At 51.2% G+C, this 24,872-nt stretch carries 16 protein-coding genes and 1 tRNA gene; all 17 read right to left on the minus strand.

Features of this window, described 5'->3' with window-relative positions; all coding sequences use genetic code 11:
* Nucleotides 1-435: 435 nt before the first annotated feature.
* Nucleotides 436-1,437 (minus strand): glycosyl hydrolase family 8, encoded by a 1,002-nt coding sequence (locus tag LC084_RS18005; RefSeq protein ID WP_404808687.1) that lies wholly within the window; start codon nucleotides 1,435-1,437, stop codon nucleotides 436-438.
* 8 nt (nucleotides 1,438-1,445) lie between these two features.
* The gene (bcsD, locus tag LC084_RS18010) at nucleotides 1,446-1,925 is read right to left on the minus strand and encodes a cellulose biosynthesis protein BcsD (protein ID WP_226572587.1); all 480 of its coding nucleotides are present in this window, start codon (nucleotides 1,923-1,925) and stop codon (nucleotides 1,446-1,448) included.
* A gap of 2 nt (nucleotides 1,926-1,927) precedes the next feature.
* On the minus strand, nucleotides 1,928-5,764 hold the full coding sequence (locus tag LC084_RS18015) for a cellulose biosynthesis protein BcsC (protein WP_226572589.1): 3,837 nt from the start codon (nucleotides 5,762-5,764) through the stop codon (nucleotides 1,928-1,930).
* Between the two features lie 17 nt (nucleotides 5,765-5,781).
* On the minus strand, nucleotides 5,782-8,163 hold the full coding sequence (gene bcsB / locus LC084_RS18020) for a cellulose biosynthesis cyclic di-GMP-binding regulatory protein BcsB (RefSeq protein WP_226572591.1): 2,382 nt from the start codon (nucleotides 8,161-8,163) through the stop codon (nucleotides 5,782-5,784).
* Nucleotides 8,160-10,286 (minus strand): UDP-forming cellulose synthase catalytic subunit, encoded by a 2,127-nt coding sequence (gene bcsA, locus LC084_RS18025; protein WP_226572593.1) that lies wholly within the window; start codon nucleotides 10,284-10,286, stop codon nucleotides 8,160-8,162. The genes bcsB and bcsA overlap by 4 nt, the downstream gene beginning before the upstream one ends.
* A gap of 18 nt (nucleotides 10,287-10,304) precedes the next feature.
* Nucleotides 10,305-11,108, minus strand: a complete 804-nt coding sequence (bcsQ, locus tag LC084_RS18030; RefSeq protein WP_226572594.1) for a cellulose biosynthesis protein BcsQ — start codon at nucleotides 11,106-11,108, stop codon at nucleotides 10,305-10,307.
* Entirely contained in the window at nucleotides 11,099-11,848 is a 750-nt protein-coding gene (locus LC084_RS18035; RefSeq protein WP_226572596.1) for a cellulose biosynthesis protein BcsO, read from the minus strand. Before LC084_RS18035 ends, bcsQ begins: the two co-directional genes overlap by 10 nt.
* A gap of 746 nt (nucleotides 11,849-12,594) precedes the next feature.
* Nucleotides 12,595-13,602 carry a dipeptide ABC transporter ATP-binding subunit DppF gene (gene dppF / locus LC084_RS18040; protein ID WP_226572599.1) on the minus strand — a complete coding sequence of 336 codons (1,008 nt, stop codon included), beginning with the start codon at nucleotides 13,600-13,602 and terminating at the stop codon, nucleotides 12,595-12,597.
* Nucleotides 13,599-14,582 carry a dipeptide ABC transporter ATP-binding protein gene (dppD, locus tag LC084_RS18045; protein ID WP_036107130.1) on the minus strand — a complete coding sequence of 328 codons (984 nt, stop codon included), beginning with the start codon at nucleotides 14,580-14,582 and terminating at the stop codon, nucleotides 13,599-13,601. Before dppD ends, dppF begins: the two co-directional genes overlap by 4 nt.
* Nucleotides 14,583-14,591: 9 nt before the next feature.
* The gene (dppC, locus tag LC084_RS18050) at nucleotides 14,592-15,494 is read right to left on the minus strand and encodes a dipeptide ABC transporter permease DppC (protein ID WP_226572601.1); all 903 of its coding nucleotides are present in this window, start codon (nucleotides 15,492-15,494) and stop codon (nucleotides 14,592-14,594) included.
* Nucleotides 15,495-15,503: 9 nt separating this feature from the next.
* On the minus strand, nucleotides 15,504-16,523 hold the full coding sequence (dppB, locus tag LC084_RS18055) for a dipeptide ABC transporter permease DppB (protein ID WP_036107125.1): 1,020 nt from the start codon (nucleotides 16,521-16,523) through the stop codon (nucleotides 15,504-15,506).
* Nucleotides 16,524-16,847: 324 nt separating this feature from the next.
* Complete coding sequence (dppA, locus tag LC084_RS18060; RefSeq protein ID WP_226572602.1) at nucleotides 16,848-18,455, minus strand: dipeptide ABC transporter periplasmic-binding protein DppA; 1,608 nt, start codon at nucleotides 18,453-18,455, stop codon at nucleotides 16,848-16,850.
* Nucleotides 18,456-19,074: 619 nt separating this feature from the next.
* Nucleotides 19,075-19,151, minus strand: a tRNA-Pro gene (locus LC084_RS18065).
* A gap of 93 nt (nucleotides 19,152-19,244) precedes the next feature.
* The gene (gene eptB, locus LC084_RS18070; RefSeq protein ID WP_226572603.1) at nucleotides 19,245-20,933 is read right to left on the minus strand and encodes a kdo(2)-lipid A phosphoethanolamine 7''-transferase; all 1,689 of its coding nucleotides are present in this window, start codon (nucleotides 20,931-20,933) and stop codon (nucleotides 19,245-19,247) included.
* A gap of 280 nt (nucleotides 20,934-21,213) precedes the next feature.
* The gene (locus tag LC084_RS18075) at nucleotides 21,214-22,428 is read right to left on the minus strand and encodes an L-lactate MFS transporter (RefSeq protein ID WP_226572605.1); all 1,215 of its coding nucleotides are present in this window, start codon (nucleotides 22,426-22,428) and stop codon (nucleotides 21,214-21,216) included.
* A gap of 258 nt (nucleotides 22,429-22,686) precedes the next feature.
* Nucleotides 22,687-23,481 (minus strand): ethanolamine ammonia-lyase subunit EutC, encoded by a 795-nt coding sequence (gene eutC / locus LC084_RS18080; protein ID WP_226572607.1) that lies wholly within the window; start codon nucleotides 23,479-23,481, stop codon nucleotides 22,687-22,689.
* Entirely contained in the window at nucleotides 23,478-24,866 is a 1,389-nt protein-coding gene (locus tag LC084_RS18085) for an ethanolamine ammonia-lyase subunit EutB (RefSeq protein ID WP_226572608.1), read from the minus strand. The genes eutC and LC084_RS18085 overlap by 4 nt, the downstream gene beginning before the upstream one ends.
* Between the last annotated feature and the right edge of the window lie 6 nt (nucleotides 24,867-24,872).

Here is a 24,872-nt window from a genome sequence, read left to right on the forward strand (position 1 = left end):
CTCGAAATCGTTGAGGCGTGTCTGGCGGGCCGGGGCTGCCTGCAGGGATGCAGGCAGAGCGACGGGAGGCAGGAGGCCGACTCGGAGCGGTACCCGATAAGCCTGCCGGGATAAGCCGAATGTCCGCGTAGCGGCGATTTTGCCAGCCACCCACGGGGGTGCAGGGGGGACGGTCCCCCTGCGTGCGCCGGGCGCTGTTGGTGAGTGAAACCTGTGTGGCTGACACGGCGCGCAACCGGCGCTGTACTGGCAAAATGTGGTTCGGGTTACATTCGCTGAACCGGATGCCGGTTCGGTGAAAATTCCCTTCACTTGAAGTGATATGGCCAGTGCGGCTTCACAGGCTGCGAGTAGGTTAAGGAGTCGTGCCCGGCTAAGCGGGCACGTAAACTTGCGGTGGTGGTAACCAGTTAAAAATAACGGGTTACCTTGTGGCTACATCCCTTGCGCGGCCATTGCAGCCAGCAATTTCAGGCTGGCAGAGTAGTAATCATCCTGACTGGTGACTTCTGTTTCCATACTAGTGAGAGTTCCCATTGTCAGATCACGTATTGCCAGTAATCCACCTTGCATATTGTAAGTGGCCTCCTGGTTATCATTCACATTCACCCAAGCTGGGGTATGCAAACGATCATAACGGCCAAACCAGGTACGCCATGGCTCCAGTAACACACTGTTAGGCTGGTCCCAGCCAATATACATTGGGATACGGATAGCATCGTAGCTCATACGTGCAGGCCACTGTTTGGCAGGCTCCATTCGCCCATCGGCATACAGTGAAACCCAGTCTGTAGGCAGGTTAGCTTCACCCCAACCCATTTTTTTCAACAGACTTTGCCCATCATTAATAAGCTGAGTCCACACCGCCAGATGGCTGCGTTTGGCAAATGCGCGCCAGGCCGGGAAAACGAAGTAAGACGGGTTAAGGTTGACGTAACTATTGAGGTTGAAGCCACTGGCACCGGGCAACATGATTTTCTTTCCGGCAAAATCAATGACGGTATGTTTAATCAGTGCATTAGTAATGGCATCAGAAGCTTTAAAGTACTTAGGATCACCCCATTTTTCCCCGGCTTTCAATAACGCCCATGCAATCAAAACATCACCATCAGAGGCATCGTTTTTATCCTCAATGGGATCAGGTGCCACCGGGTTATAACGCCAGTAAAATAACCCGTTTTTCGTGTTCTTAAGGTGGGTATCGGTCCAGGTCCACATTTTATCGAAACTGTCCCGGTCATTCCCTGCCAGAGCGAATAACATACCGAAGCCCTGGCCTTCGGTATGGCTCACATTGTTATTTCCGGTGTCAATAATTCGACCATCTGCCATTAAAAAACGCGCTTTAAAATGCCCCCAGTCCACATCGGCGTGTGCGAACGACGACATCACCAGTGACGCCATCAGCGCCACCAGTGCTAAACCCCGTTGTAACATAGTTTTCCTTAAAAGCGTCCCTGATAACGGAACTGAACATCGGTCAATGACCAGGACTGGTCACGCCACAAGGCTACACTATCTTTGCCACCCTGCTGGCGCATCCAGCTCGCATATACGCCTTCCATCATAGCGCAAAATGCGTTACACCATCTGTTCTGTTCGCGATTGTTACGTGCTACCGGCAGCGCCTGGTGGTGGATAACCATCGCGTTATCCTCCACATCGATGTCAACAATCCCCCAGTTAAATTGCGCCAGGCGATTATTGATATGCGCTTCCAGCTCACCAACAGTCTCCGCTTCAGGCAGGGGGAATGCCTGCCCAAAAGAGATGCCCATTTGTGTCAGGAACGGATGGCTGTCTTTCTCACCAACATTACGCACCATGCCATCAACCATAATAGTCAGCATGTCGAACCAGCCTGCCGGTGTCTGCTGTTGCTGGAAATATCCCAGCACAGCAGGGTTGTTCTCATTTAACGCCATTGTTAACGGTCTCCCAACATATAGCGGAACCACACCTTAGCGGTGCTTTCGTTGTAATCGCCGAAGGTGTCGTAACCCACACGACCGCCTACGGTCATATCTTTATTAATGTTGTAATCGACACTGGCATGCAGGTTGTAACCCATGCCATTTTGGCTCTTACCACCGTAGTAAGCTTCTTTCGCCTCCCCTGCTGCCACATAGCTTTCCAGTTGAGACTGCAAGTCCGGGTCATTCGGGAAGTATGCGCTATCATCCTGGCTGTAGGATTGATAACCCAGAGCAGCCCCTACGGACATTTTCCAGTTACTGAACCGTTGGGAATAATCTACTGGGAAAGAAACACTGATATAGTTTTGCGGACTGAAGTACCCGCCCTGACCATAGGTGTAGTAACTCAGGTTTTTGGAGAAATCCATATACCCGATATTGATCCCTGTTTTCAGCTCACGGTCATCTGCGCGCAGTGGCCGCAAGTAGAAACCGGCAGAACCTTCAACACTGGTGTTGCTGGCAACATTGGTACCGATATAGCTCCAGCCACCGCCACCAAAATAGAAGCCCACATCGCCGTCATCGTAGCTCAGTTGTACCGTGCCACCATTTTTAGTGACCTGCCCCCAATGCTTACCTGAATATTTATCCTCCACCCCAACATAAGACAGCAGACTGTCTGTCATGGCGCGTCGTTCGCCTTTAAAAATGACTTTCAAATAATCCGTCAATTGCGGCGACCATTGAATACCACCCACCACCGTATTCAGGTCCGGCCCCAGTGGAGTAGTGCCTACATCCAGCTTATAGCTATCACCACTCAGCGCCATACCCACTTCTACACCAGAATCACTCTGCGAGCCCTGAGAGGCCACGTCTGGCAGGGTATCTCCGGCAAGGGATGATGTCCCGTTTGCTTTCGCAACTTGCCCCTGAATTAACGCACCAGTACCAAATCGGCGGCTGGCATCAACAGATGAGCTACCTGCATTCAGAGAAACCGGCGTGACGTTCAAATCAAGACGGGCATCGCCGAAAGGCGATGTAGACCACTGAAGCGGAGCTTTCACTTCAGTCAGTTTACTCAGGCCGCTTTCCCCATCCCGCCCGCGAACAGCCAGCTCACCTTGAACCCATGTGGCAGTTTTTTCATCAAGCCGTCGCATCATTTCATCAACTTGCCTCAGTGTACTACTTTGTGCTGACTCCACGGGTAAGTCTGGGCGCACAGTATTCACTGGTGCAGTCTGAGGATTGCGACTCATCTGCGCGACCTGCCATGGCATCACTGAACCATTCTGCAATGAAGAAGTGCGGGAATAGGAGGTTGGCGAAGTCCCGTTAAACGGATTATCCGCCAGTACCAGACCGCCTATCATTGGCGATGTCGACGTCGTACCAGGCTGTAACCCAACCAATTGCCCACGGGCATTTCGCAGGTAGGCCAGCGCTTGTTGGTGGTTACCTTCGGCTTCTGACAGCCGTGCCATTAACAACAACCGGTCAGGTGTTTGCGTATCATGTAATCCATTTGCCAGCGAACGTGCCTTTTTAACATCGCCACTGCTCAGTGCGACATCAATAGCACCAACACGCGCATCCTGCTGCGGGGTATCTCTGGTCATCAGGTAGTCATAAACCACACCCGCTTCTTTGTTCATTTTGCCGGACTGGTATAACCGCGCCATAGCGAACATCAGATCGGTGTTCTGCGGATCCTGTTGCAGGGCACGGATCAGCTTGTCATAAGCCGCAGCATAATTACCCTGCTCACGTAGCTTATCTACTTCGTTGATAACATAGCCATTGCGGATCCCGGCCAGTTGCGTTGGTGTACTGTTCGCCTGCAGTTCAGGGTTAGATAACAGAGTTTGGGCTTCGCTACGCAAACCCGCCTGGTTTAATACCGCAACCTGATCGGCATAATCACCCGCATTACCTTTAATACCCTGGGCAATGTTGCCACGCACAACCGCGACGGCCGAACTCATATCTCCACTTTGAGCCATGAGACGCGCCAGTTTCCCGGCATCTGCCGGGCTGTCTGGTACCTGCCCCGAAAGCGCTTTCAAGGTGTTAGCCGCGGCGACCTGGTTACCTGAAGCCAGGTAACTTTCTGCGGTCGCCATTTGCAGGTTAAAGTTAGCGCGCTGCGATAAATCCCGCATCTCGCGGTTACGTGCCGAAGCCGGAACACGGCCTATCAAGGTTTGCACCTGTTGCCAGGCCCCCTGATCGCTGGCAAATAACGCAGCAGCATACAGAGACTCGGTACCGGATCCCGCACGGTATAATGGAGCCATCACATCGCTTGCAGCCGCGTTATTACCTTGTTTATTGAGAATTCTGGCCAGATCAAGCCGCAACCAGGGGTTAGAAGGCAAACGGTTGATACCCTGGCGCAAAGTAGAAATGGCCTGAGTAGTATCACCCCGCGCCAGCGCCTGCTGTGCCTGGCGGCGAATTGGGTCTGCGGGTGAGCCATACCCACCTTTAGGCTGTAGTTTCGCCTGAAGTGATGCCGGCAGGCTTTGCAGCATCGCCTGCGCTTCATCGGTTTTATTCTGATCACGCAGAACGTAGTAAAGATTTTCCCTGGCTGATGTGTTGTCCGGCGCACTGGTGAGAATATCTCGCAGTGTCTGCTCAGCCTGAGCATAATCTTTAGTACGGCGTAAAACATCGGCACGGAAAAGCTTCGCTGCAGTCCCCTTGTCACCGCTCTGTTGTGCCAGTGGCGCACTCAGTGCCAACGCACGGGAGGTATCGCCCTGTTTAAACGCCTGCTGAGCTTCAGCAAGTTGACCATAAAACGCCGCATCTTCACCCTGCTTCTGGCGTTCTGCAGAAGCATCTCCGCCTTGTTCAGCGGCCCGTTTGAGGTATTGAGACGCAGCCTGGTAATCCCCTTTACGCTGAGCAACATACCCCATCCCGGCCAGTGCATCGGCATCAGCCGGGTTGGCCTGCAGCACTTTTTCAAACTGGCTTTGCGCAGAGGCCAAATTTCCGCTGTTCAAATCAGTAAAGCCAGCGCCTTTCGCCGCACCGCCAACATTTTTGCGGTAATAGGCCAGCACGTCGGCATCTTTCGGGTGGCGCTGCATCCAGGTTTGATAATAATGTTCGTCGCCAGGTTTTGGCCCCAACCACAATAGTGCCTGGCGCAGGCTACTGTCGGCGTCTTTGTTGCCGCTGGCCATCTCTTCGAGCAAATCAATCCCGTTACGGCGTGTATCATCACGGTAAGTCAGCACCTTACCCAACGCCACACGTGCGGCGTTGTTCTGCGGGTGCTCAGCAGTGAGCTGGCGCAAACCATTAAGAGCTTGCGGATACAGTGATTTGTCCCCTGCCATTGTCAGGTAATACTCTGGGGCAAGGCTTACTGGCGGTTCACTCCCATTAAATAAGCCGCGCCAGGTGGATAAAGCCGCAGAAATATTGCCGCTGCGTGCCTGCTGGCGGGCTAATGCCAGTTGCCCCTGAGGGACTTGCTGTAACTGGCGGGCATTATCCAGCGACTGCAGTTGTGGCGCAGCAGGGTTGGCTTTCGCCAGCCGGGCACGCCATTGCGCAGATTCTTTCAGGTTGCCATTTTGCTGGGACCATAATGCCATCAGATACAGTGCCTGAGTGTTGTTGGCATCCACCATCAACACTTTATTCAGCGACTGCATTGCCAGTTCATCATGGGATTTTTCATGCCAGTAATTGGCTTGATCAAACAAGGCTTTTAACGCCGGGCTGTCGGCATCAGCCTGTGCCTGCCCTACAGCCATACCGAGGCTTAGCACCCCGGACAAGCAGAAGGTCGATAGCACCTGGGCTGTTTTATGGTTCATTTTTTTACCCGCTGTTTTCACGACTCTGACTCCGGATTAAGACGTTTACGAGCACGGCGTTTCAATACGCTGTACAGCGCAAGTCCCACCACCATACTCAGAATCAACCCCAAAATGGCCAACATGGCGCTATGCTGGTTGGCATACCAGATAATCATCATGTACCAGGGTAACTGGCCGCTCGGGAACTGAGGCCCGACACGGAAGCTGCGCACGCCATTTTCATCGGTAATCACTGCCGCATCCCCACGAATAGCAGCGTTGATTTTTGCCGACATCAAATCAGTATGCAGACGGGAAAGTTGATCATCGTTGCTGCCAATCGCCATCACCACAACCCGCTTATCATTCCAGGGGGAGCGATAACTCACAAACCCACGCCAGGCTTCGTTTGAAGAGAAATAGCGGTCAGCTTCCAGGCCATTCAGATTCCAGTTGCCTTCTACCCAGCGCTTAATTTTTTGCCAGTGGGAAGGTTCACGAACACCAAAGGTATGTTCACTGGTCGTAAAGGGTGAATCCGTCAATATTGCACGGTTAAATGCCTCTTCACCCAGTGTTGAAACAGCCAGAATATCCCGGGAATCAAGCCAGGCTTTATTCGCACCACCTTCCGGCAGGCCAAACAGAACCCGGTTCTGGTTCAATGCCGTACCCGTAGCATTCCCTGAACGGGCAGTCAGGTCTAAAAGTGTTGCGATTTGTGCATCATCCGGGTGAGCGGGAAGCAATAGGGCTGTTTGCGAATAATCCGCCAGACGCGTGAACGGGAAGGAAGCACCAACGAAGTAAGAAAGATTGGGTAACTGCGCGAAGTGGCGAGTATGGCTCAAATCAATCCATGAATCTTCGTCAATACGGCTCTTGATATTGTTATTTAACAACACACCACAAGGCGCACTGGCTTTCGGGGTGATATTAAAATAGAGCGATAGCTGGTTATCCCCATAGATCATATAAGGTTCCAGCGGAATATCAGCGTGCTCCTGGCGTGCATCCCCACCCAGTTTGTGCCACAAGCTTTCCAGGATCCCCTGCTTGTTAACTGGCAGATTATGCAGGAACGTGTTGTTGAAGGTCAGGTTCAGGTAAGACTTGTCTTCATCAATCCAGTTCTCGGATGGGAAACGATAGCTGATGCGCATTGGAATGGTCTCGCCATCCCACAGGAATAAATCCGGAGCAGCACGGAAAGCCACCCGCAACACATCATGCCAAATACCGGTAACTGTCATGCTCTGATCTTTACGAATCAGTTCACTCAGGCGCACAGGGCGTTCAGTGGTTATCCAGCGTGGTGCGTCATAAGGCTTACTGACCGGAATCGCCTGGGGTTTAACAGCCAGCGATGCGGTTTGCGGTTTGAATTGCCCGCGAGTCAGACGCCAGGCGGCGGCTCGTAATTGTGTATCGTCTTTCCCCACCACCAGCAACAGTTTATAAACCGGGTTGCCTGGGTTATCGATGATTTGCAGAAGCGGGCCGTTACTTTGCGGCAGTTGTACCCCGGCGATAATATCCCCCGGCGCACCAATCAGAATGCCGTTTTTCTCTGGCAAAGTTTTAGTCTGAACATCAAAAGAAACACCACGATAATCCGCCTGAATCCCCATCCAGGAGGCAATCAATGCCGCCGCACTCACTTCATCCGGAGTAAATTTCTCCGGAAAAGCAATAGAGATAGAGGCTGGTGTCATTTGCATCGTATCGAAGAAAGGACGTGGGAAGTGGCTTAAATCCGAACCAATATTCAGTTGCTGCCCTTCCAGTTCCAGACGCGTTGTTGGCAATACTGTGACTTGATACTTGTCCGTCAACTCACGCTGGCATAACAGTGCATCACCATCATTGATTTTAAAGCTAAGGTTGTTACTGGACACCACCAGAGCAGCCGGAACTTCCATCTGGTATGTTGTGTCATCAGACTGTGCTGAACCCAATGGCACCGTGCCCAGCGGTTGTCCATTCATCATCAGTTGCAAAGTGGTGTTACGCGCAGCCAAAGCTGGCGATACTTTCAGGTTGAGCACCAACTGCGCCGTAGTAATCACTTCATCACTGGGAAGTGTGAAATTAATCCCGGCCTGTAACTGCCCACCGCTCAAAGCCAGCCCCAAAGGCTGCCCCATTTGCGCAAGAGTAATACTGCTGGCTGTCGCCTGAGTAATACTGCTGGCAACCATATCAGGCGCATCCGTTGTGGCTGGCGGGGGTGCAGGCAAATCCAGTGGTAGAGACCCCGCATCAGAGGCAGCTGAATCGGTGGTGCCAGATTCAACCGTCGCTGGGGTGCTCTCCGCTGATGAGGGCTCAGAAGGGGCGGTCGTTTGTTCGGCCGCGCGCAACGAACCCGATAGCGCTACACACAGTGAAAGCGCATACCATCGCATCCATTTCATACTGCGCTCTCCTCCTCATGTTCCGCCATTCTGGCCAGTCTCTTCTCCCGGCGCATTTTTTGCCGGTCTTTCCACGTGAACCAGAACAAATCGAAGACACAACGGGCAATGGTAGCCAAAGAGCGGAAGGGGTTATCTTGCGGTTTCGGTGGCTGTACCCAGGCATCTGCACGGGAAAGCACAACCCGCACCAGCTCACGACGGCGCGATAGCGGAATATCATCAAACATCAGGCGAATATCATTATCCTGGTGGTCTTCAGACGAAATCATATTCACCGGAATACTTATCGCTCCAGAGTTCAACTGAAGTTCAACTTCCTCAATTTCATCACTCAGATGTCGGTCATCTGGAGCAACAAGGCGGCAGCCCCCCATGGAAAGATCACGGGTTTCAGTACGGGAAGAAACACCACTGGCATAGTGAATAACTGCAGGAATAGCCACATCCAGGCGAATAGTTTTACGTGTTTGGCGTGTTTCACGCGCAACGGCAATCGCCCCCATCAGGAAAAACAAGCTGTATAAACCCCACCCAACGTTCAGGGCGATAACGTTCGGATCAACAGCAAAGTAGTTAAATGCCACGGCGCGAACAATACCCGCTACCACAGCAATCGCCAGCAAAATAGCCACAATTACGTGAGGGCGAACAATGCTGAAATCGAAATAACCGACATTCAGCAAACCGCCTTTATCCGTTACGTTGAATTTGCCGCGTTTGGGGAAAATCATGGTTATCATCGTGGGCAAGGCAATATGGAACGCCAACACCAGGTCGTAAATTTCACCCCAGAAGCTATAACGGAAGCGGCCATTAAGACGTGAACTGACAAATATAGAAATCAGCAAATGTGGCAGCGCATAGGCAAAAATAAGGCCGGCTGAAGAGTGGATAATATTCAGGTTAAACAGTAAATAAGCCAGTGGTGCCGTGAGAAATGCAATACGCGGAAGCGCAAACTGGAAGTAGAGCATTGCACTCAAATAACACAACCGTTGTTGCCAGTGCAGCCCACGCCCCCACAGCGGGTTATCCATCCGGAAAATCTGCGTCATACCTCTAGCCCAGCGTGTACGCTGAATCACATGCAGAACCAGACGCTCTGTTGCTAACCCTGCAGCAAGGGGAATACCCAGAAAAGCTGATTTCCAACCCAACCGCTGTAATTTCAGTGCCGTGTGAGCATCTTCGGTAACGGTTTCAACAGCAAATCCACCAATTTCTTCCAGCGCACTGCGGCGAATAACCGCACAGGAACCACAGAAGAATGTCGCGTTCCAGTTATCGTTACCTTTTTGGATAGGGCCATAAAATAGTGATCCCTCGTTCGGGATATTCAGTCCGCGCGACAGGTTACGTTCAAAAGGATCGGGCGAGTAAAAATAGTGTGGAGTCTGTAACAGCGCCAATTTTGAATCCTGCAGGAACGCGCCAACTGTTGCCTGCAAAAATACACGGGTAGCAACATGGTCACAGTCAAATACACAAATCAGCTCACCGTTGGTTAGCTTCATTGCATGGTTCAGGTTGCCCGCTTTTGCATGTGCGTTATTTGTACGGGTGATATAGCCCACACCAACATCTGCCGCAAACACCGCAAACTCACTACGCTTCCCATCATCCAGTAAATATATTTTTATTTTATCTTTCGGATAATCAAGGCACTGCGCAGCCAGAACGGTATCGCGTACTACATCCAGACTTTCATTGTAGGTTGGAACATAGACATCAACCGTTGGCCACAATGATTCATCTTCTGGCAACGGCACAATTTTGCGCTCAAGGGGGAACATAGTTTGTAAATAGCTGAGCAGCAACATAACCCAGGTATAAAGTTCAGCCAAAAACAGGCCAATCCCTAATATGGCTTCAATCTCAGAATTAAAGTGCAACGTTTGCGTCGCACGGAAATAGATATAACGGGTGGACATCAGGATAGATGCAAGAACCAGTACAATAGAAATACCGCGTTTCTTGCTAAACCACCCTAAAACAAACAGGCACGCCATACTGATCAAGCCAAAGATATACTGCTTCTGGCTATCCATAGGCGTAATAATGATCAGTACCGCTACTGGTGCCAACACAAGTAGCAGCAGATAAAACTGGAGCTTTTTCATGGCAAATCCCGAGGGTAATTAGTAGCCCGATAATTTGGGGCTGGCGTGGACTTCACCATCCCCGACTTTGACACCCAAAATACTGGCGACTTTTTTACTAATGAGTTCGATATCAAACGCTGCCGCCGATGCCGGGCTGAAATCAAAAATCGATTTTTGCGCTGCATGAGCTTCCACAACACTCTCATCACGGTGGACCACACCCAGTAAACGCTCACCCAGGCGCTCTTCCATAAACGCAGTAACATCACGGCTAATATTGCGGCGAGTATCTACCTGGTTAATTAAAAAATAGTGGCCAGCACGGTGGTTCAGCGGCCCGCCGATCATCCGCTGGTTTTCAACCTGAGGAAGCAGCGACAATGAGGCGGTATCCGCGAGCATGGTGACAAGGTTAAGGTCGGCGATAGAAGCAATCGCTTTCAATGCAGGCCCGGGGCCTGGCGGAAAATCGGCAACGACCACAAGGCCTGGGTAATTCAACAGAGTGCTAAGGCCGCGTGCTAAAAAGTGTTCGTCATTCGCCAGACGGTCTTCAAATGCAACGCGTTGCTCTTCTGTACTGTCGCCATAAGGCAGCACGAAAATGTTTCCACCCGTAGTAAGCACATACTGGCTCCAGTCAGGGTTTTCCATCGATTTGGCAACATAACCGCGCCCGTCAGACAATGGCACGCCAAAATGCAGGCGCAGCGCATTTTGTACGTCAAAATCAATAGCCAGAACTTTGATGCCTGAACGTGCCAGGGCATAAGACAAATTCGCTGCTACGGTGGTCTTACCGACACCGCCTTTAGGTGAGCAGACGCAAATTAACGGCATGAGGCAATCCTTTCCAGCAAAGGTTTTAATGGCATTTCTTTAACCGCTGAGCGTGGTGCATTACCCGCAGAAGAGGGAGCAAACAGCTGAGCAAAGTTAATCTTCCCATCAGAGGAAGGGGGAGTAGAAACCGGTTCGGGGCGGCGGGCAGGTTGCTGTATAACCTGGGTCTCAGGCACAGCTTCAGGTATATCCAGCACCGTATTACCCGGTGGTGTGGCCGCCAGGGCAGCCATAATGGGGGCTGCATTTTCCAGTGGTTCAACCGCTTTTGTGCTATTCGGCAAAAGCGCGTTGCCCTGTGGGGGTGCTGCAGGTTTGGCTGGTACAACCGAAGATGTTGAGTTAGCAGGCACTTTTACCGAAATGACTTTAGGCATCATAGCCATCTCTTTCAGTAAAGAGGGTGCGGCTTCATCCACCGGCTGGGGCGTTGTCTTGATAACTTCTGTTGTCCATGTTACTGGCGGTAATGAGTTAGCCTGTGCAGCTGCGGAGCTGGTACCAGGCGGTACATCAAATGTACCCGGCTTAACTGCATCCGGTGCAGTCACGGATGTATGGGCGGCACCGCGAAACGGCGAATTTTGCTCATCGCCATCGCCCTCCTGGCTAAGCTGGCTAAAAATCAAACTGCTTCCCACGCCGAGTCCCTGTTTCTCAGCCGACATATCTTTAAATTCGATAGAACCGGTATGGGTTTTATCCTTAAACCGCTGCAAATCATCATAGCTGTTCATAGGAGTACTCTAAGTTGCAAGTGTGTTCATGTCAGGATAACAACTAAACCTGACATACATATTATGATTATGAGTAAAGCGCAGAGAGGAAATATGCGTAATAACCCGCGTTATTTTGATCAAAACACGTTGCTCAAAATTTGCGCCGATATTTATTGTTAATATATCGACTCTCACTGTCATCACGCTATCTTTTTTTTAGCACAAAACATACAAATTATTTATAGCTACAAAATTGAAATATTTATGAATATAAATTCATGAAAACACAAATAACCAACCAATAATACTGGATTTTATTTTTTAAACGATATATTTATCTATAATCATTTACTGCTATTTACATAAATTATTACCCGGAGAAATATTTAGAAATATATTTTCTCTATCAATAAAACATGTCAGAGCGGATTGGGTAACAATTTAATTACTATTGCACACCTTAACCTACCAGTTTTCGTAGGTACTAATTCAGATAAACCTCAGAAAGGTATATTTGCCAGAGCAATTGCCGATAAAAGCACATAACCTGCCTTGGTAAGCATGGCAAAAATAACAACCTACTGTTAGCTATAGATAACCGCAGCACAAAATGCCAGAGGAGCAAGAAGATTTTTTGAAGGCAAGTGGCTCCATACCCACCAGGCGTAAGCAGGCGTTGTTAGAAAAGAAATTGGGGTAATAAAGGGAGGTTATCTTCGAATATTCAGGCCCGCCTGTACGGCGAGCCTGAAGGTTGCGCGGGCTTACACTGCTTGCGCGTTTTCATCCTGGTCCACTGCGAAACAGGCAACCAGCTGGCCACGATAATCTTTCAGATGTGGCTGTAGCTGTGTGCACTGCCCAAAGCGGCGGGTGCAACGCGCATTAAACGCACAGCCCGGTGGTGGGCTGAGTGGGCTGGGTAGTTCACCCGTCAACTTAATACGCTCACGCCGTGATTCCGGGTTAAGGCGCGGTGTCGCAGACAGTAATGCCTGAGTATAAGGGTGCAGCGGGTTGTCAAAAATGGCGTCTTTACTGCCTTTTTCCACACAACGGCCAAGGTACATCACCATCACTTCATCAGCAATGTGCTCAACCACGGATAAATCGTGGGAAATAAAGACATAAGACAGCCCCATTTCCTGCTGCAAATCCATCATCAGGTTCAGTACCTGCGCACGCACAGAAACATCCAGTGCAGACACAGGTTCATCAGCAATCACTACATCTGGATCAAGCATCAGGCCACGGGCAATCGCAATACGCTGGCGCTGGCCCCCTGAGAACATATGCGGGTAACGATCATAATGTTCGGTTTTCAGGCCCACTTTCGCCATCATCGACAGGGCTTTTTCACGCCGTTCCTGCTTTGACAAATCAGTATTGATAAGCAAAGGCTCTTCCAGAATCTGCCCTACTTTCTTACGCGGGTTTAACGATGCGTAAGGGTTCTGGAACACAATCTGAATTTTCTGGCGACGTAACTTCTGCGCATGAGGGTCTGGCTTAAGTAAGTCCTGCCCTTTATAGAACAACTGCCCGCCAGAAGGCGTTTCTATCATGGTCAGCAGGCGGCCAAGGGTGGATTTCCCACAGCCTGATTCGCCGACAATTGCCAGCGTTTTACCTCTTTCCAATGTGAAAGAGACGCCATCAAGCGCTTTAACCAGCTGCTCCTGAGCAAACATCCCCTTCTTCACCGGGTAGTGTTTTTTCAAATCGATGGCCTGCAACAAGTGCTGTTGCGTGTCGGCCTCATGGGTACTCATACTGTCGGCCTCCCGGCATCATCAAGGGGATAGTGGCATTTAGACTGACGCCCATGCTCCAGCGCGTGTAACGCAGGCTCTTCTGCCCGGCATTTGTCCGTGGCATACGGGCAACGCGGGTTAAGCAGGCAGCCTTGCGGGCGGTCATATTTGCCAGGCACCACACCCGGGAGCGATTCAAGGCGCGCTTTATCCTGAGCAAACTCAGGTAAGGCGCGTAATAACGCCTGGGTGTATGGGTGACGGGGAGCACGGAAAATATCCTGCGCACTGGCCGCTTCCACCACCTGGCCGGCATACATCACAATGATTTTATGCGCCGCTTCTGCGACCAACGCCAGGTCATGGGTGATAAGCACCAGCGCCATATTTTCCTGTTGCTGCAATTCCAGAAGCAGTTCAATAATCTGTGCCTGAATAGTCACGTCCAGTGCCGTTGTTGGCTCATCTGCAATCAGCAGTTTTGGCCGGCAGGCTATCGCCATGGCTATCATTACACGCTGGCTCATCCCCCCGGAAAGCTGGTGCGGATACACATCCAGGCGTGATGCCGGGTCGGGGATCCCTACCTGATCCAGCAGGTCGATGGCCCGCTGGCGACGGGTTTTCTTATTACCCCCTTGATGCACCTTAATGGCTTCCATTATCTGGTAGCCTACGGTGTAGCAAGGGTTCAGGCTGGTCATCGGATCCTGGAAGATCATCGCCACTTCAGAGCCTACTAACTGGCGGCGCTCGCGCTCGGAAATTTTCCGTAAATCGCGGCCATTAAACTCCAGGCTGTCTGCCATTACCCGGCCAGGGAAATCAATCAGGCCCATAATCGCCAGAGAACTGACGGATTTGCCCGAACCGGACTCACCCACAATCCCCACGACTTGCCCCTGGTCCACACTATAACTAATGCGGTCAACGGCACGGAATGGCGCATCTTCTTCACCGAAGTGCACCGATAAACTGTCTACATTCAATAACGCCATCGGGTGCCTCTACTGCTTGAGTTTGGGGTCAAGTGCATCACGCAGGCCATCACCCATCAGGTTGAAAGCCAGCACGGCCAGCAAAATCGCCAGCCCCGGGAAGGTCACCACCCACCAGGCGCTTTGCGCAAACTGCAAAACGTCAGCGAGCATGGTGCCCCATTCTGGTGTTGGCGGTTGCGCACCCATACCCAGGAAGCCCAACGCAGCCATATCCAGAATGGCGTTAGAGAAGCCCATAGACGCCTGCACAATTAACGGTGCCAGGCAGTTAGGGAAAATATTGACAAACATTTGGCGCACCGCACCCGCACCAGCAACACGCGAAGCGGTTACATAGTCGCGGTTCACTTCAACCAGCACTGCCGCGCGGGTTAAGCGCACATAGTGTGGCAATGCCACAAAGGCCAGTGCCATGGAAGCGTTAACTATCGAGGGGCCGAAAATTGCCACCAGCACCAGTGCCAACAGCAGGCTCGGCAGGGCCAGCATAATATCCACCACACGCATGATAATGGTATCTACCGTGCCGCCGAAATAGCCAGCCACCAGGCCCAGTACAATCCCCATAATCAGAGACAGTACCACCACCATACAGCCCACCAGCAAGGATAAGCGTGCGCCATACATCAGGCGGGAAAGAATATCGCGGCCCACATCATCGGTGCCGAGAATAAACTTCCAGCTACCACCATCAGCCCAGACAGGCGGATGCAGCAGCGCATCGCGAAACTGCATAGCCGGGTCATGGGGGGCGACAAAGTTGGCGAACAGCGCTATCAGCAGCATCAGGGTGACGTAAACCAACCCAATCACTGCACCTTTGTTACGTTTAAAGTAGTGCCAGAACTCCTGGAACGGTGTCATTGGCACCGGGGCTGCCACCACGTTGTTTTCAGTTACTTGCGTCATGATAACCCCTTACTTCTTATGCCGGATACGCGGGTTCACCACGCCGTACAACAGGTCGACAACCAGGTTAACCAGAATGATGAGTGTCGCGACCAACAACACACCGCCCTGCACCACCGGGTAATCCCGTCGTTGCAGTGCTTCAATCAACCAACGGCCAAGCCCAGGCCAGGAGAAAATGGTTTCAGTCAGAATGGCCCCGGCCAGCAAAGTACCCACCTGCAGACCAATAACGGTCACTACCGGCAGCATGGCGTTACGCAAAGCATGGACCACAATCACGCGCAGGCGGCTCAGGCCTTTAGCACGGGCGGTACGGATATAGTCTTCACCCAGCACTTCCAGCATGGCTGAACGGGTCATACGTACAATCACTGCCAGTGGAATCGTCCCCAACACAATGGCAGGCAGAACGATATGCGCAAGGGCATCAAGGAAATCGCCCGGTTCACCCCAAATCGCGGTATCTATCAGCATAAATCCGGTCAGGGGTAGCGAGTCATCAAGAAAGACTGTGTCGCCTATGCGCCCGGAAACCGGCGTCAGGTTCCAGTGCACTGACACCAGCATAATCAGCATCATCCCCCACCAGAAAATCGGCATGGAATAACCTGTTAGTGCCAGGCCAATCGCAGTGTGGTCAAAAATAGAGCCACGTTTTACTGCCGCCAGTACCCCAACAGGAATACCCACAGCGATAGCAAAAATCATGGCACATACACCCAGTTCAAGGGTGGCCTGGAAACGAGGAACAAATTCTTGCCAGACAGGCAGGCGGCTTTTCAGGGAAATACCTAAATCCCCGTGCAATACGTTCCAAATATAAGTGACATATTGCTGCCAGAGTGGTTTGTTTAACCCTAATTGAGCCAGCAGTTGAGCGTGGCGTTCGGGGGAGATCCCACGTTCACCCGCCATGATCATAACCGGGTCACCCGGAATCATGTGGACGAAAGCGAAAGTAACAAGGGTTATACCTATAAACGTTGGGATAACCAATCCCAGACGTCGGAGAATGAACTGCAACATTAGCCGGATTCTCTATCATCTTTCGCTACCGGGGCAGCGAAATGTATTGCTCACAACGTACATCGGTTCTGCCGCAACGGGGAAATCAGCCCACATTACAGACAGCAAGGGTGAGGTACATGATATATGTTCCCTCACCCTGACCCCCTCCCACCGGGAGAGGGGTGCTGGCAGAACAAGTCCGGTCTTATACCCTTTATATTTCAGGAAGCTGGCGCACATGCGTGTTTGGCTGGCTGAAATATCAGGAATACATCCGGGCCTTTCTGGGAACGGGTGAACAAGCCATTGGCACCCATTTCTGCAGAAAGGCACGCGGGTATATCACTCTAAGGATACGTTCTCGAAGTGATGTTTGCCCAACGGATCCACCACATAGCCTTTAACTTCTTTGCGCACCGGCTCGTAAACCGTGGAGTGAGCAATAATCAGAGCAGGAGCCTGATCATGCATCACAACTTGAGCCTGCTTGTAGAGTTCCACACGCTTGTTGTGGTCTTCTGTAGCACGTGCTGGCTGGATCAAGTCTTCAAACGGCTTGTAGCACCAACGAGAGTAGTTAGAACCGTCTTTCGCCGCATCACAGCTGAACAGCGTGGCGAAGAAGTTATCCGGATCCCCGTTATCCCCGGTCCAGCCCATCATAACGGTCTGGTGTTCACCGGCTTTGGCACGTTTGAGGTACTCACCCCATTCGTAGGTAACGATTTTGGCTTTCACGCCAATTTTCGCCCAGTCAGCCTGGATCATTTCTGCCATACGGCGGGCATTCGGGTTATACGGGCGCTGAACCGGCATTGCCCACAGATCGATGCTGAAGCCATCCGGCAGACCCGCTTCTTTCAGCAGCTCTTTAGCTTTAGCCGGATCATACGGGTAATCTTTCACCGCATCGTTGTAGCCCCACATGGTCGGCGGGATCAGGTTTTTAGCAGCCTGGCCAGCCCCCTGGTAAACAGCTTTGATAATCGCTTCTTTGTTAACAGCCATGGTCAATGCCTGGCGTACTTTCACGTTATCCAGCGGTTTTTTCTCAACGTTGAAGGACAGATAGCCAACGTTCAGGCCTGGCTGTTCCATCAGATTGATTTTGGGGTCTTTCTTCATGCGTTCAAGATCAGCCGGGTTCGGGTACGGCATAACCTGGCATTCATCTTTTTGCAGTTTTGCGTAACGAACAGAAGCATCAGGCGTGATAGAGAAGACCAGGCGATCAATCTTCGGCTTGGTGCCCCAGTAGCCCGGGAACGCTTTATACAGAATACGGGAATCTTTCTGGTACTGAACCAGTTGGAACGGGCCGGTACCGATTGGGTCCAGGTCCACTTTTTCCGGGGTGCCCGCTTTCATCATGTCGTCAGCATATTCTTTAGACATAATAGAGGCGAAGTCCATTGCCATATCAGCAAGGAAAGGGGCTTCAGGGCGAGCCAGTACAAACTGCACGGTGTAGTCATCAACTTTCTTGATGTCAGTGATCAGGTCCGGCAGGCCCATACCTTCAAAGTACTCGTAGCTGCCGCCAGAGACATTGTGGTAAGGGTTTTTGGGGTTTTTCTGGCGGTCGAAGGAGAATACAACGTCGTCGGCATTCAGGTCACGAGTCGGTTTGAACTCTTTATTGCTCTGCCATTTAACGCCTTTGCGCAAATGGAAGGTATACACTTTCCCGTCAGCGCTTACATCCCACTTTTCAGCGAGACCCGGGATCACTTCAGTGGTGCCAATCTTAAATTCAACCAGGCGGTTGTAGATGGGCACTGAGCTGGCATCGTAAGTCGTACCGGAAGTGAACAGCTGTGGGTTAAAGCCTTCTGGCGAGCCTTCTGAACAGTAAACCAGGGTTTTTGCCTGAACACTTGCTGCAACCGTCAGAGCCACCAGGCTCAGACCAAGCTTCAGCATCCCTGACTTCTTCAAGGAAATACTCATTCTTCTGCTCCAATGTGATATGTGTTGTGTTAAACCGGCGAACCTTTCTTATTTGTTACCCGGTTCGCTCGGGCAAGCCTGTAAAGCTTGATGAGGATGGGGAATCCTTCCACAAGGGCCACTGTCTCGCAGGACAGACTGTCCGTAAATGGCCTCTCACGCCCTACAATCTGTCAACTGATGAGCCAAACGTCAATATACGTAACGGGTATTTACACGGAATGTGAGAAAGTGAAAACAAAGGTGAAAAAAAGGAGATTGTGTTATTTACAGCACATAAATTTATGCTACGACAATAAAACCAAAACAAAAACCCAACAAATTAATCACAGGCAGTGCAATAAACCAATGTGATTTATGACAACTTTTTGGCTGAATGGTGAATATATGAACAAAATATAGGGCGAATAACAGACATTTCAGTAAAAAATGCTGCCGTTATCCATAAGACAATAAAAATAACCACGCGGTAAAGATAACAAAACGTGATAGGAAACCGGGGAAAATAGGGCGCTTGTGTGTTGTGTTATGGCAAAGTCATTATTTCAGAACTTTTCTAATGCATTAAGATTGTTTCAAAAACAAAAAACCCGCAGTGATAACACTGCGGGTTTGAATTTGGTCGGCGAGAGAGGATTTGAACCTCCGACCCACACGTCCCGAACGTGTTGCGCTACCAGGCTGCGCTACTCGCCGAATGCGGGGCGCATATTACTGCCGGCATTCCATCGCGTCAATCCCTTATTTAAAAAAGACTTCTGTTCGCCTGAAAAGCCAGCATAACCCGCACTACTGCGCTGAAGTGCTCGCTTTCTGGGGTGCGCACCAGTTAAGCGCATTGTTTACACCCCCATCAGAAGATGTGATCCCAAGGCATCCCAAAACAGAATCAAACAATTCGCTGTGTTTATGCACCACTTCCGCCTTTGCCTGTTGCTGCAATATTGCAAACCGTTGTTCGTTTTCTGGCGTTTCCAGGAACTTATCAGAAGCCCAGACCAGTAACGGCACCCGGAATTGTTCTGGCGGTGCAATGTTGCGCGGCGTACCGTGTAAATGCAGGCTGTCGCTAATCGATTCACCATGGTCGGCGGCATAGAACACAATCGCGTTTTTATCCCGCAACTGGTCTATCACCGTGCTGATAAAGCTGTCCACATAGCGCACCGAGTTATCGTAAGCGTTGATCAGCGTTTGCGCCGAACAGTGCTTGTTAACCCCCATACATTCTGGCTGCCAAACAGCAAACTCACGGGGATAACGCTGAACATACGAATAATGTGACCCTTTGGTATGCAGAATAACCAAGTGCTTACCCTGCGGATGCTGCGCCTGTGAGCGGACCATCTCATCCACCAGCAACATGTCATCCACGGTTTTGCCCTGATTATGCCCTTCCGCACCAATTTGTTCCCGCCAGGCAATGGTATCGGCCATCGTGTTGCTGTAGAACCACATTTCGCTTTGCATCGCATACAAATCACTGGTGAACCCCAGTTGTTTCAACACCGCAAAGACATTTTGTTCCAGTAAGGTTCGTTGTGGGTTATCCATCACTCCGCCCTTACCCACAAACATACAACGCAATGACAACTTGGTTGCGGTATCGCAAGACTCACCACGAAACGCCACCAGGTTTTTCTCCTGTTCCAGTTTTGGCGTTGTTTCACGCGGGTAACCAAACAGGCTCATATGGTCCCAGCGCGTAGTTTCCCCAATAATAAACACCACCTGCACATCATTCAGGTTTGATGGTACGTTCCAATGGTAGCGGGTGGCCGGGTTGATAAGCGAACGGTGATCCAACGTTTCATCTACTTTAGCCCAGGCATACAACCCCAGAGAAGACAGCCAGTTCGCCGGTAAATAAGCACTGGTCACCACACCGCCGTAACTGGGTAAATCTTCCCGGGAACCTTTTTCGTGATGTTTTTGAACGTTTCCCAGAAAACGAATGGGTGCCCACACCACCAGAGCAACCAGCAGCAATACACCGAGTTGACGCAGAGCTGTTTGCCGGTGAGAAAGCTGCCTTATTAATGAATCCTGCCCCTGGTTGCGCCAAATAAACCACAGTGGCGGCAGCCCCATTAGCAACACCCATAAATAGAAACGAAAGCCCACCACTTCTTTGGTCAGATCGATGTCGGTCGTCATTACAGACGCAATAATGCCGTAACCAATCGTGATGTTCATTACCGCCATGTAGTAACTGGCTGCAACTGAACAGAGAATCAAGAATGACGCCAATACCTGCCAGGCACGCCGGCCAGCAAGGGAAAAAAGGCGCAATACAAGAAAACTCGCCAGAACAGTGGCTACCACTTCTGTTGTCAGCGCAAAAACTTTGAAGAACGGTGTGATATCCATAGGCTCATGCAGACGCCGCCAAAACACCGTACAGTTAAGGAATAACCCAATATAAAGCGCCAGAAAGCAACTAAGTTGTACCTGAGTAATACGACGAGAAATCTTCATTCAACAATCCAGACTAGCCATAATCAGGAGTCAGACAGGAGAACGGGTCGCGAAGTTCAGCACTAATTGATAATAACCCGTGCATAAAGACACCCTGCTCCACAAAGTCGGATTGTTCTGCCACGATGTCTGGCAGCCAGAAGAGTAGTGAGAGGTGAGTCTGCGGAACTTTTGGTGTGAATTAGCGGGCTTCAATAAATGTAACGACAACCGGGGAAACCCGCGGTTGTCGTTGTTCTCAACTATAACAATTCTCAGCGATAACAATTAGTTCATCGCATCAGGCGTGGGAATGTGCTGCATCGCCTTCATACTCATCTGCTTTAGGCTGGCGAATAGTTGAAGAGAGCGCCAGGGATACAATCAGCAGTGCGAAAATCACCAGGAAAGTCACATGGAAGCCACCAAACAGCGATGCAATGATGGAGCCACAAATACTGCCGATACCGAAGCCAAGGTAAATCACGCCATAGTTTTTCGCCAGGTTGTTCAGGCCAAAGAAGTCACTGACCAGTGAAGGGTAAACAGTGATGGTGCCACCAAAGTTAAAGGCGATGCAGGCAATGGCGACAAAGAAAGTCACCGCATTCAGTGGAGCGAACAGCAATGCCGCCATACCCACCAACGCAATCACCTGGCCAAACGTAATCACACGGATACGCGTTACTTTATCAGACAAGATGCCCATAACCAGGCGGCCACTCAGGTTGGCAATCGCTATCACTGTTACAGCGTTGGCTGCAGTCATCACATCCAGATGCGCCAGGCTTTGGGCAATATCTTTCGCCACACCAATCACATACAGGCCACTCATACAGGCGGTCAGGAACATCAGTGCCAGCATCCAGTACTGAGGTTTGCGCATGGATTCTGCCAGAGTGAAGTCGCTGTTACTGGTGCCATTACTGCGGGTTACCGCCTGAACTGGGGCATCTTTCATTAACAGTGCGCCAAATACAATCATGCCCAGAGCAATACCGCCCCAAATCATGAATGTTTTATCCAGGCCCCAGGAAGCCAGTAACTGTGAATCAATAAATTTAAACCCAAGGCTACCCAGCCCATAAGCACCAATAGAGAAGGCGGAGATCAGGCCTTTACGTTCCGGGAACCATTTCACACAGTTCGATAATGTCAGCAAGTAACCTGCGCCGTCCGCCAGGCCAACCAGCACACCCGCGCTCAGCCAGAGCATCATCAGGTTGTTAGCATGTGCAGTCAGGAACAGCCCCAACCCTAATAGCACCCCGGAAGCGATAGTGACACGGCGGACACCAAAACGTTCCTGGAGTTTACCGGCAACGGAAGAAGCCAGCGCCAGGCCAAGGCTTAACAGGCCGAAAGAGAATGCCACCTGGCTAACAGGTTCATTAAGCTTTTCAGAAAGCGGGCCATTAAACAGGCTCCAGGTATAAACCGAACCCAGTGCAAACTGAGTTACGATGGTACCCACAAGTGTCAACCAGCGTGTTTGGTTTGAAATTGATGTTTTCATGGCAGATGTCCTGCATTACTGAATAAGGAAAGGTATTTATCTGCCTGTAACCATACTCCCAGGGTGGAAATTGCAGGGTAAAAACGGCATGAAATGCATTGAGTGCGGAATGAAATGCATCTGAGGGGGTATGAACAGCCTTGAAATGCATGAACGACACGTAACACAAACCACTAATGTAAGTGTTCACTATCTCTGTATTGCGCGTCATTCCTGTGTATTAAATGTAAAGCCTGTCTTTGAAGAAGATCACAAATTTCACTTTTCGCGTAAAGCATTAACTTGTGTAAGATGCGGTTTAACACGGCCATACAGCGCCGGGTTATCACTTTCATCTTTCAGGTTAACCCCGGACAGGCGGCGAACAAACGCCTGCTCAAGTAACCAGGCCAGTTTAAAGGCGGCCGCTTCCCAGTTAAGCCCTTCCGGGCGCACGTTAGAAATACAATTTCGCTCAGCATCGCGCCGCCCACGGCTGGGTGACCAGGTCATGTACACGCCAAGGCTGTCCGGTGAAGAGAGGCCCGGACGCTCACCAATCAACATGGCGACCGCCTTTGCATGTAAGCACTCACCAACATCATCAGCCAGCGCGACACGCGCCTGATGCGCCAGAACCACAGGCCCCAGGGAAATACCCAACTCAGAAAGGTAAGGTAACAATGCGCGAATCAACTCACAGGCCTGGCGGTGTACAGCCCAGGATGACAGACCATCGCCCACCACCAGCACCAGGTCAGGTGCATCATTACGCAGTTGGGTGAGCTGCCTTCTGCTTTCAAGGCTAAGTTGTCGGCCTAAATCCGGGCGCTGGAGAAAACAGTGCCTGTCAGGCGCAGCACTTTGCACTGTCAGGGTTTTCAGCCCCAGGCATTCCAGGCTCTGTGCTACTTTTTCGCTATCAAAGGGCTGATGAATCGCATCCCGCGCCTGGGCATGGGCCAGGCCAAATTTCAGCACTTCTCGGGTAGGTAAACTCGCCCCACTGCGCCCCAGCGCAATACGTGCATCGGTAAACTGCGTGAGGGAGCGCCAGGCATCCGGTAATGTCATGCCACTTCTCCTTTGGGTAATGCACTCAGCAGCGGGTGGCTCGCGCCAGTCAGGCGTAATTGCCCTGCGCGATCAATAATCTGCATCCGCTCTAACCAGGCAGCAAACTCTGGTGCATGTTTAAGCCCCAGTAAGCGGCGAATATAGAGTGCATCATGGAATGATGTGCTCTGGTAATTAAGCATAATGTCGTCTGCACCCGGCACCCCAATCAGGAAGGTCAGCCCGGCTGCCGCCAACAGCGTCAGCAAGGTGTCCATGTCATCCTGGTCGGCTTCGGCATGGTTGGTGTAGCACACATCGCACCCCAGTGGCAGGCCAAGTAATTTGCCGCAGAAGTGGTCTTCCAAACCAGCGCGAATAATCTGCTTACCATCGTACAGATATTCCGGGCCGATAAACCCAACCACCGTATTCACCAGCAAAGGTTTAAAGTGGCGGGCAACCGCATAAGCACGGGCTTCGCACGTTTGCTGGTCAACCCCATGATGGGCATCTGCCGACAGGCAACTTCCCTGCCCGGTTTCAAAATACATCACGTTATCGCCCAGCGTACCGCGCTTAAGTGACAATGCGGCGTCACGCGCTTCACCCAGCATCGCCAGGTCAATACCAAAACCGCTATTCGCCGCCTGCGTGCCTGCAACTGACTGGAAAACCAGGTCAACCGGGGCTCCGCGCTCCATTAATTGCAGGGTATTGGTTACATGAGTCAGCACACAAGACTGTGTGGGGATTTCGAAACGGCTGATAACATCGTCCAGCATGTAATTCAGCCGCTCAAGCACGGGCAGGCTGTCACTGGCCGGGTTGATCCCCACCACCGCATCGCCACTGCCGTATAACAGGCCATCCAGCATGCTGGCGGCAATGCCTTGTAAATCATCGGTTGGGTGGTTCGGTTGCAGGCGCACGCTTAGATGGCCGGGCAAACCAATCGTGTTACGAAAACGGGTGATAACCTGGCACTTGCTGGCCGCCAGGATCAAATCCTGGTTACGCATAAGTTTACTGACTGCCGCCGCCATTTCTGGCGTAATCCCCGGCGCAACCTGGGTTAGCACCGTATGGTCTGTACCATCTTCCAGTAGCCAGTCCCGAAATTCACCCACCGTCAGGTGGCTAATGGATGAGAAGGCGTCATGGTCGTGGGTGTCCATGATTAGGCGGGTGACTTCATCTTCTTCATAAGGCACCAGCGCCTGGTTCAGAAATGTGGTTAAGGGTAAATCCGCCAGCACAAATTTCGCGGCCATGCGCTCTTCTGCACTTGCCGCTGCAACCCCAGCCAGCTGGTCCCCGGAACGCGCCGGGGAAGCTTTAGCCATAACCTCTTTCAGACTGGCGAATGTCCATGTGGTGTGCGCCAGAGTGGTTTTATACATGGGATA

The organism is Mangrovibacter yixingensis (assembly GCF_020523985.1).
GTDB classification, from domain to species: Bacteria; Pseudomonadota; Gammaproteobacteria; order Enterobacterales; family Enterobacteriaceae; genus Mangrovibacter; species Mangrovibacter yixingensis.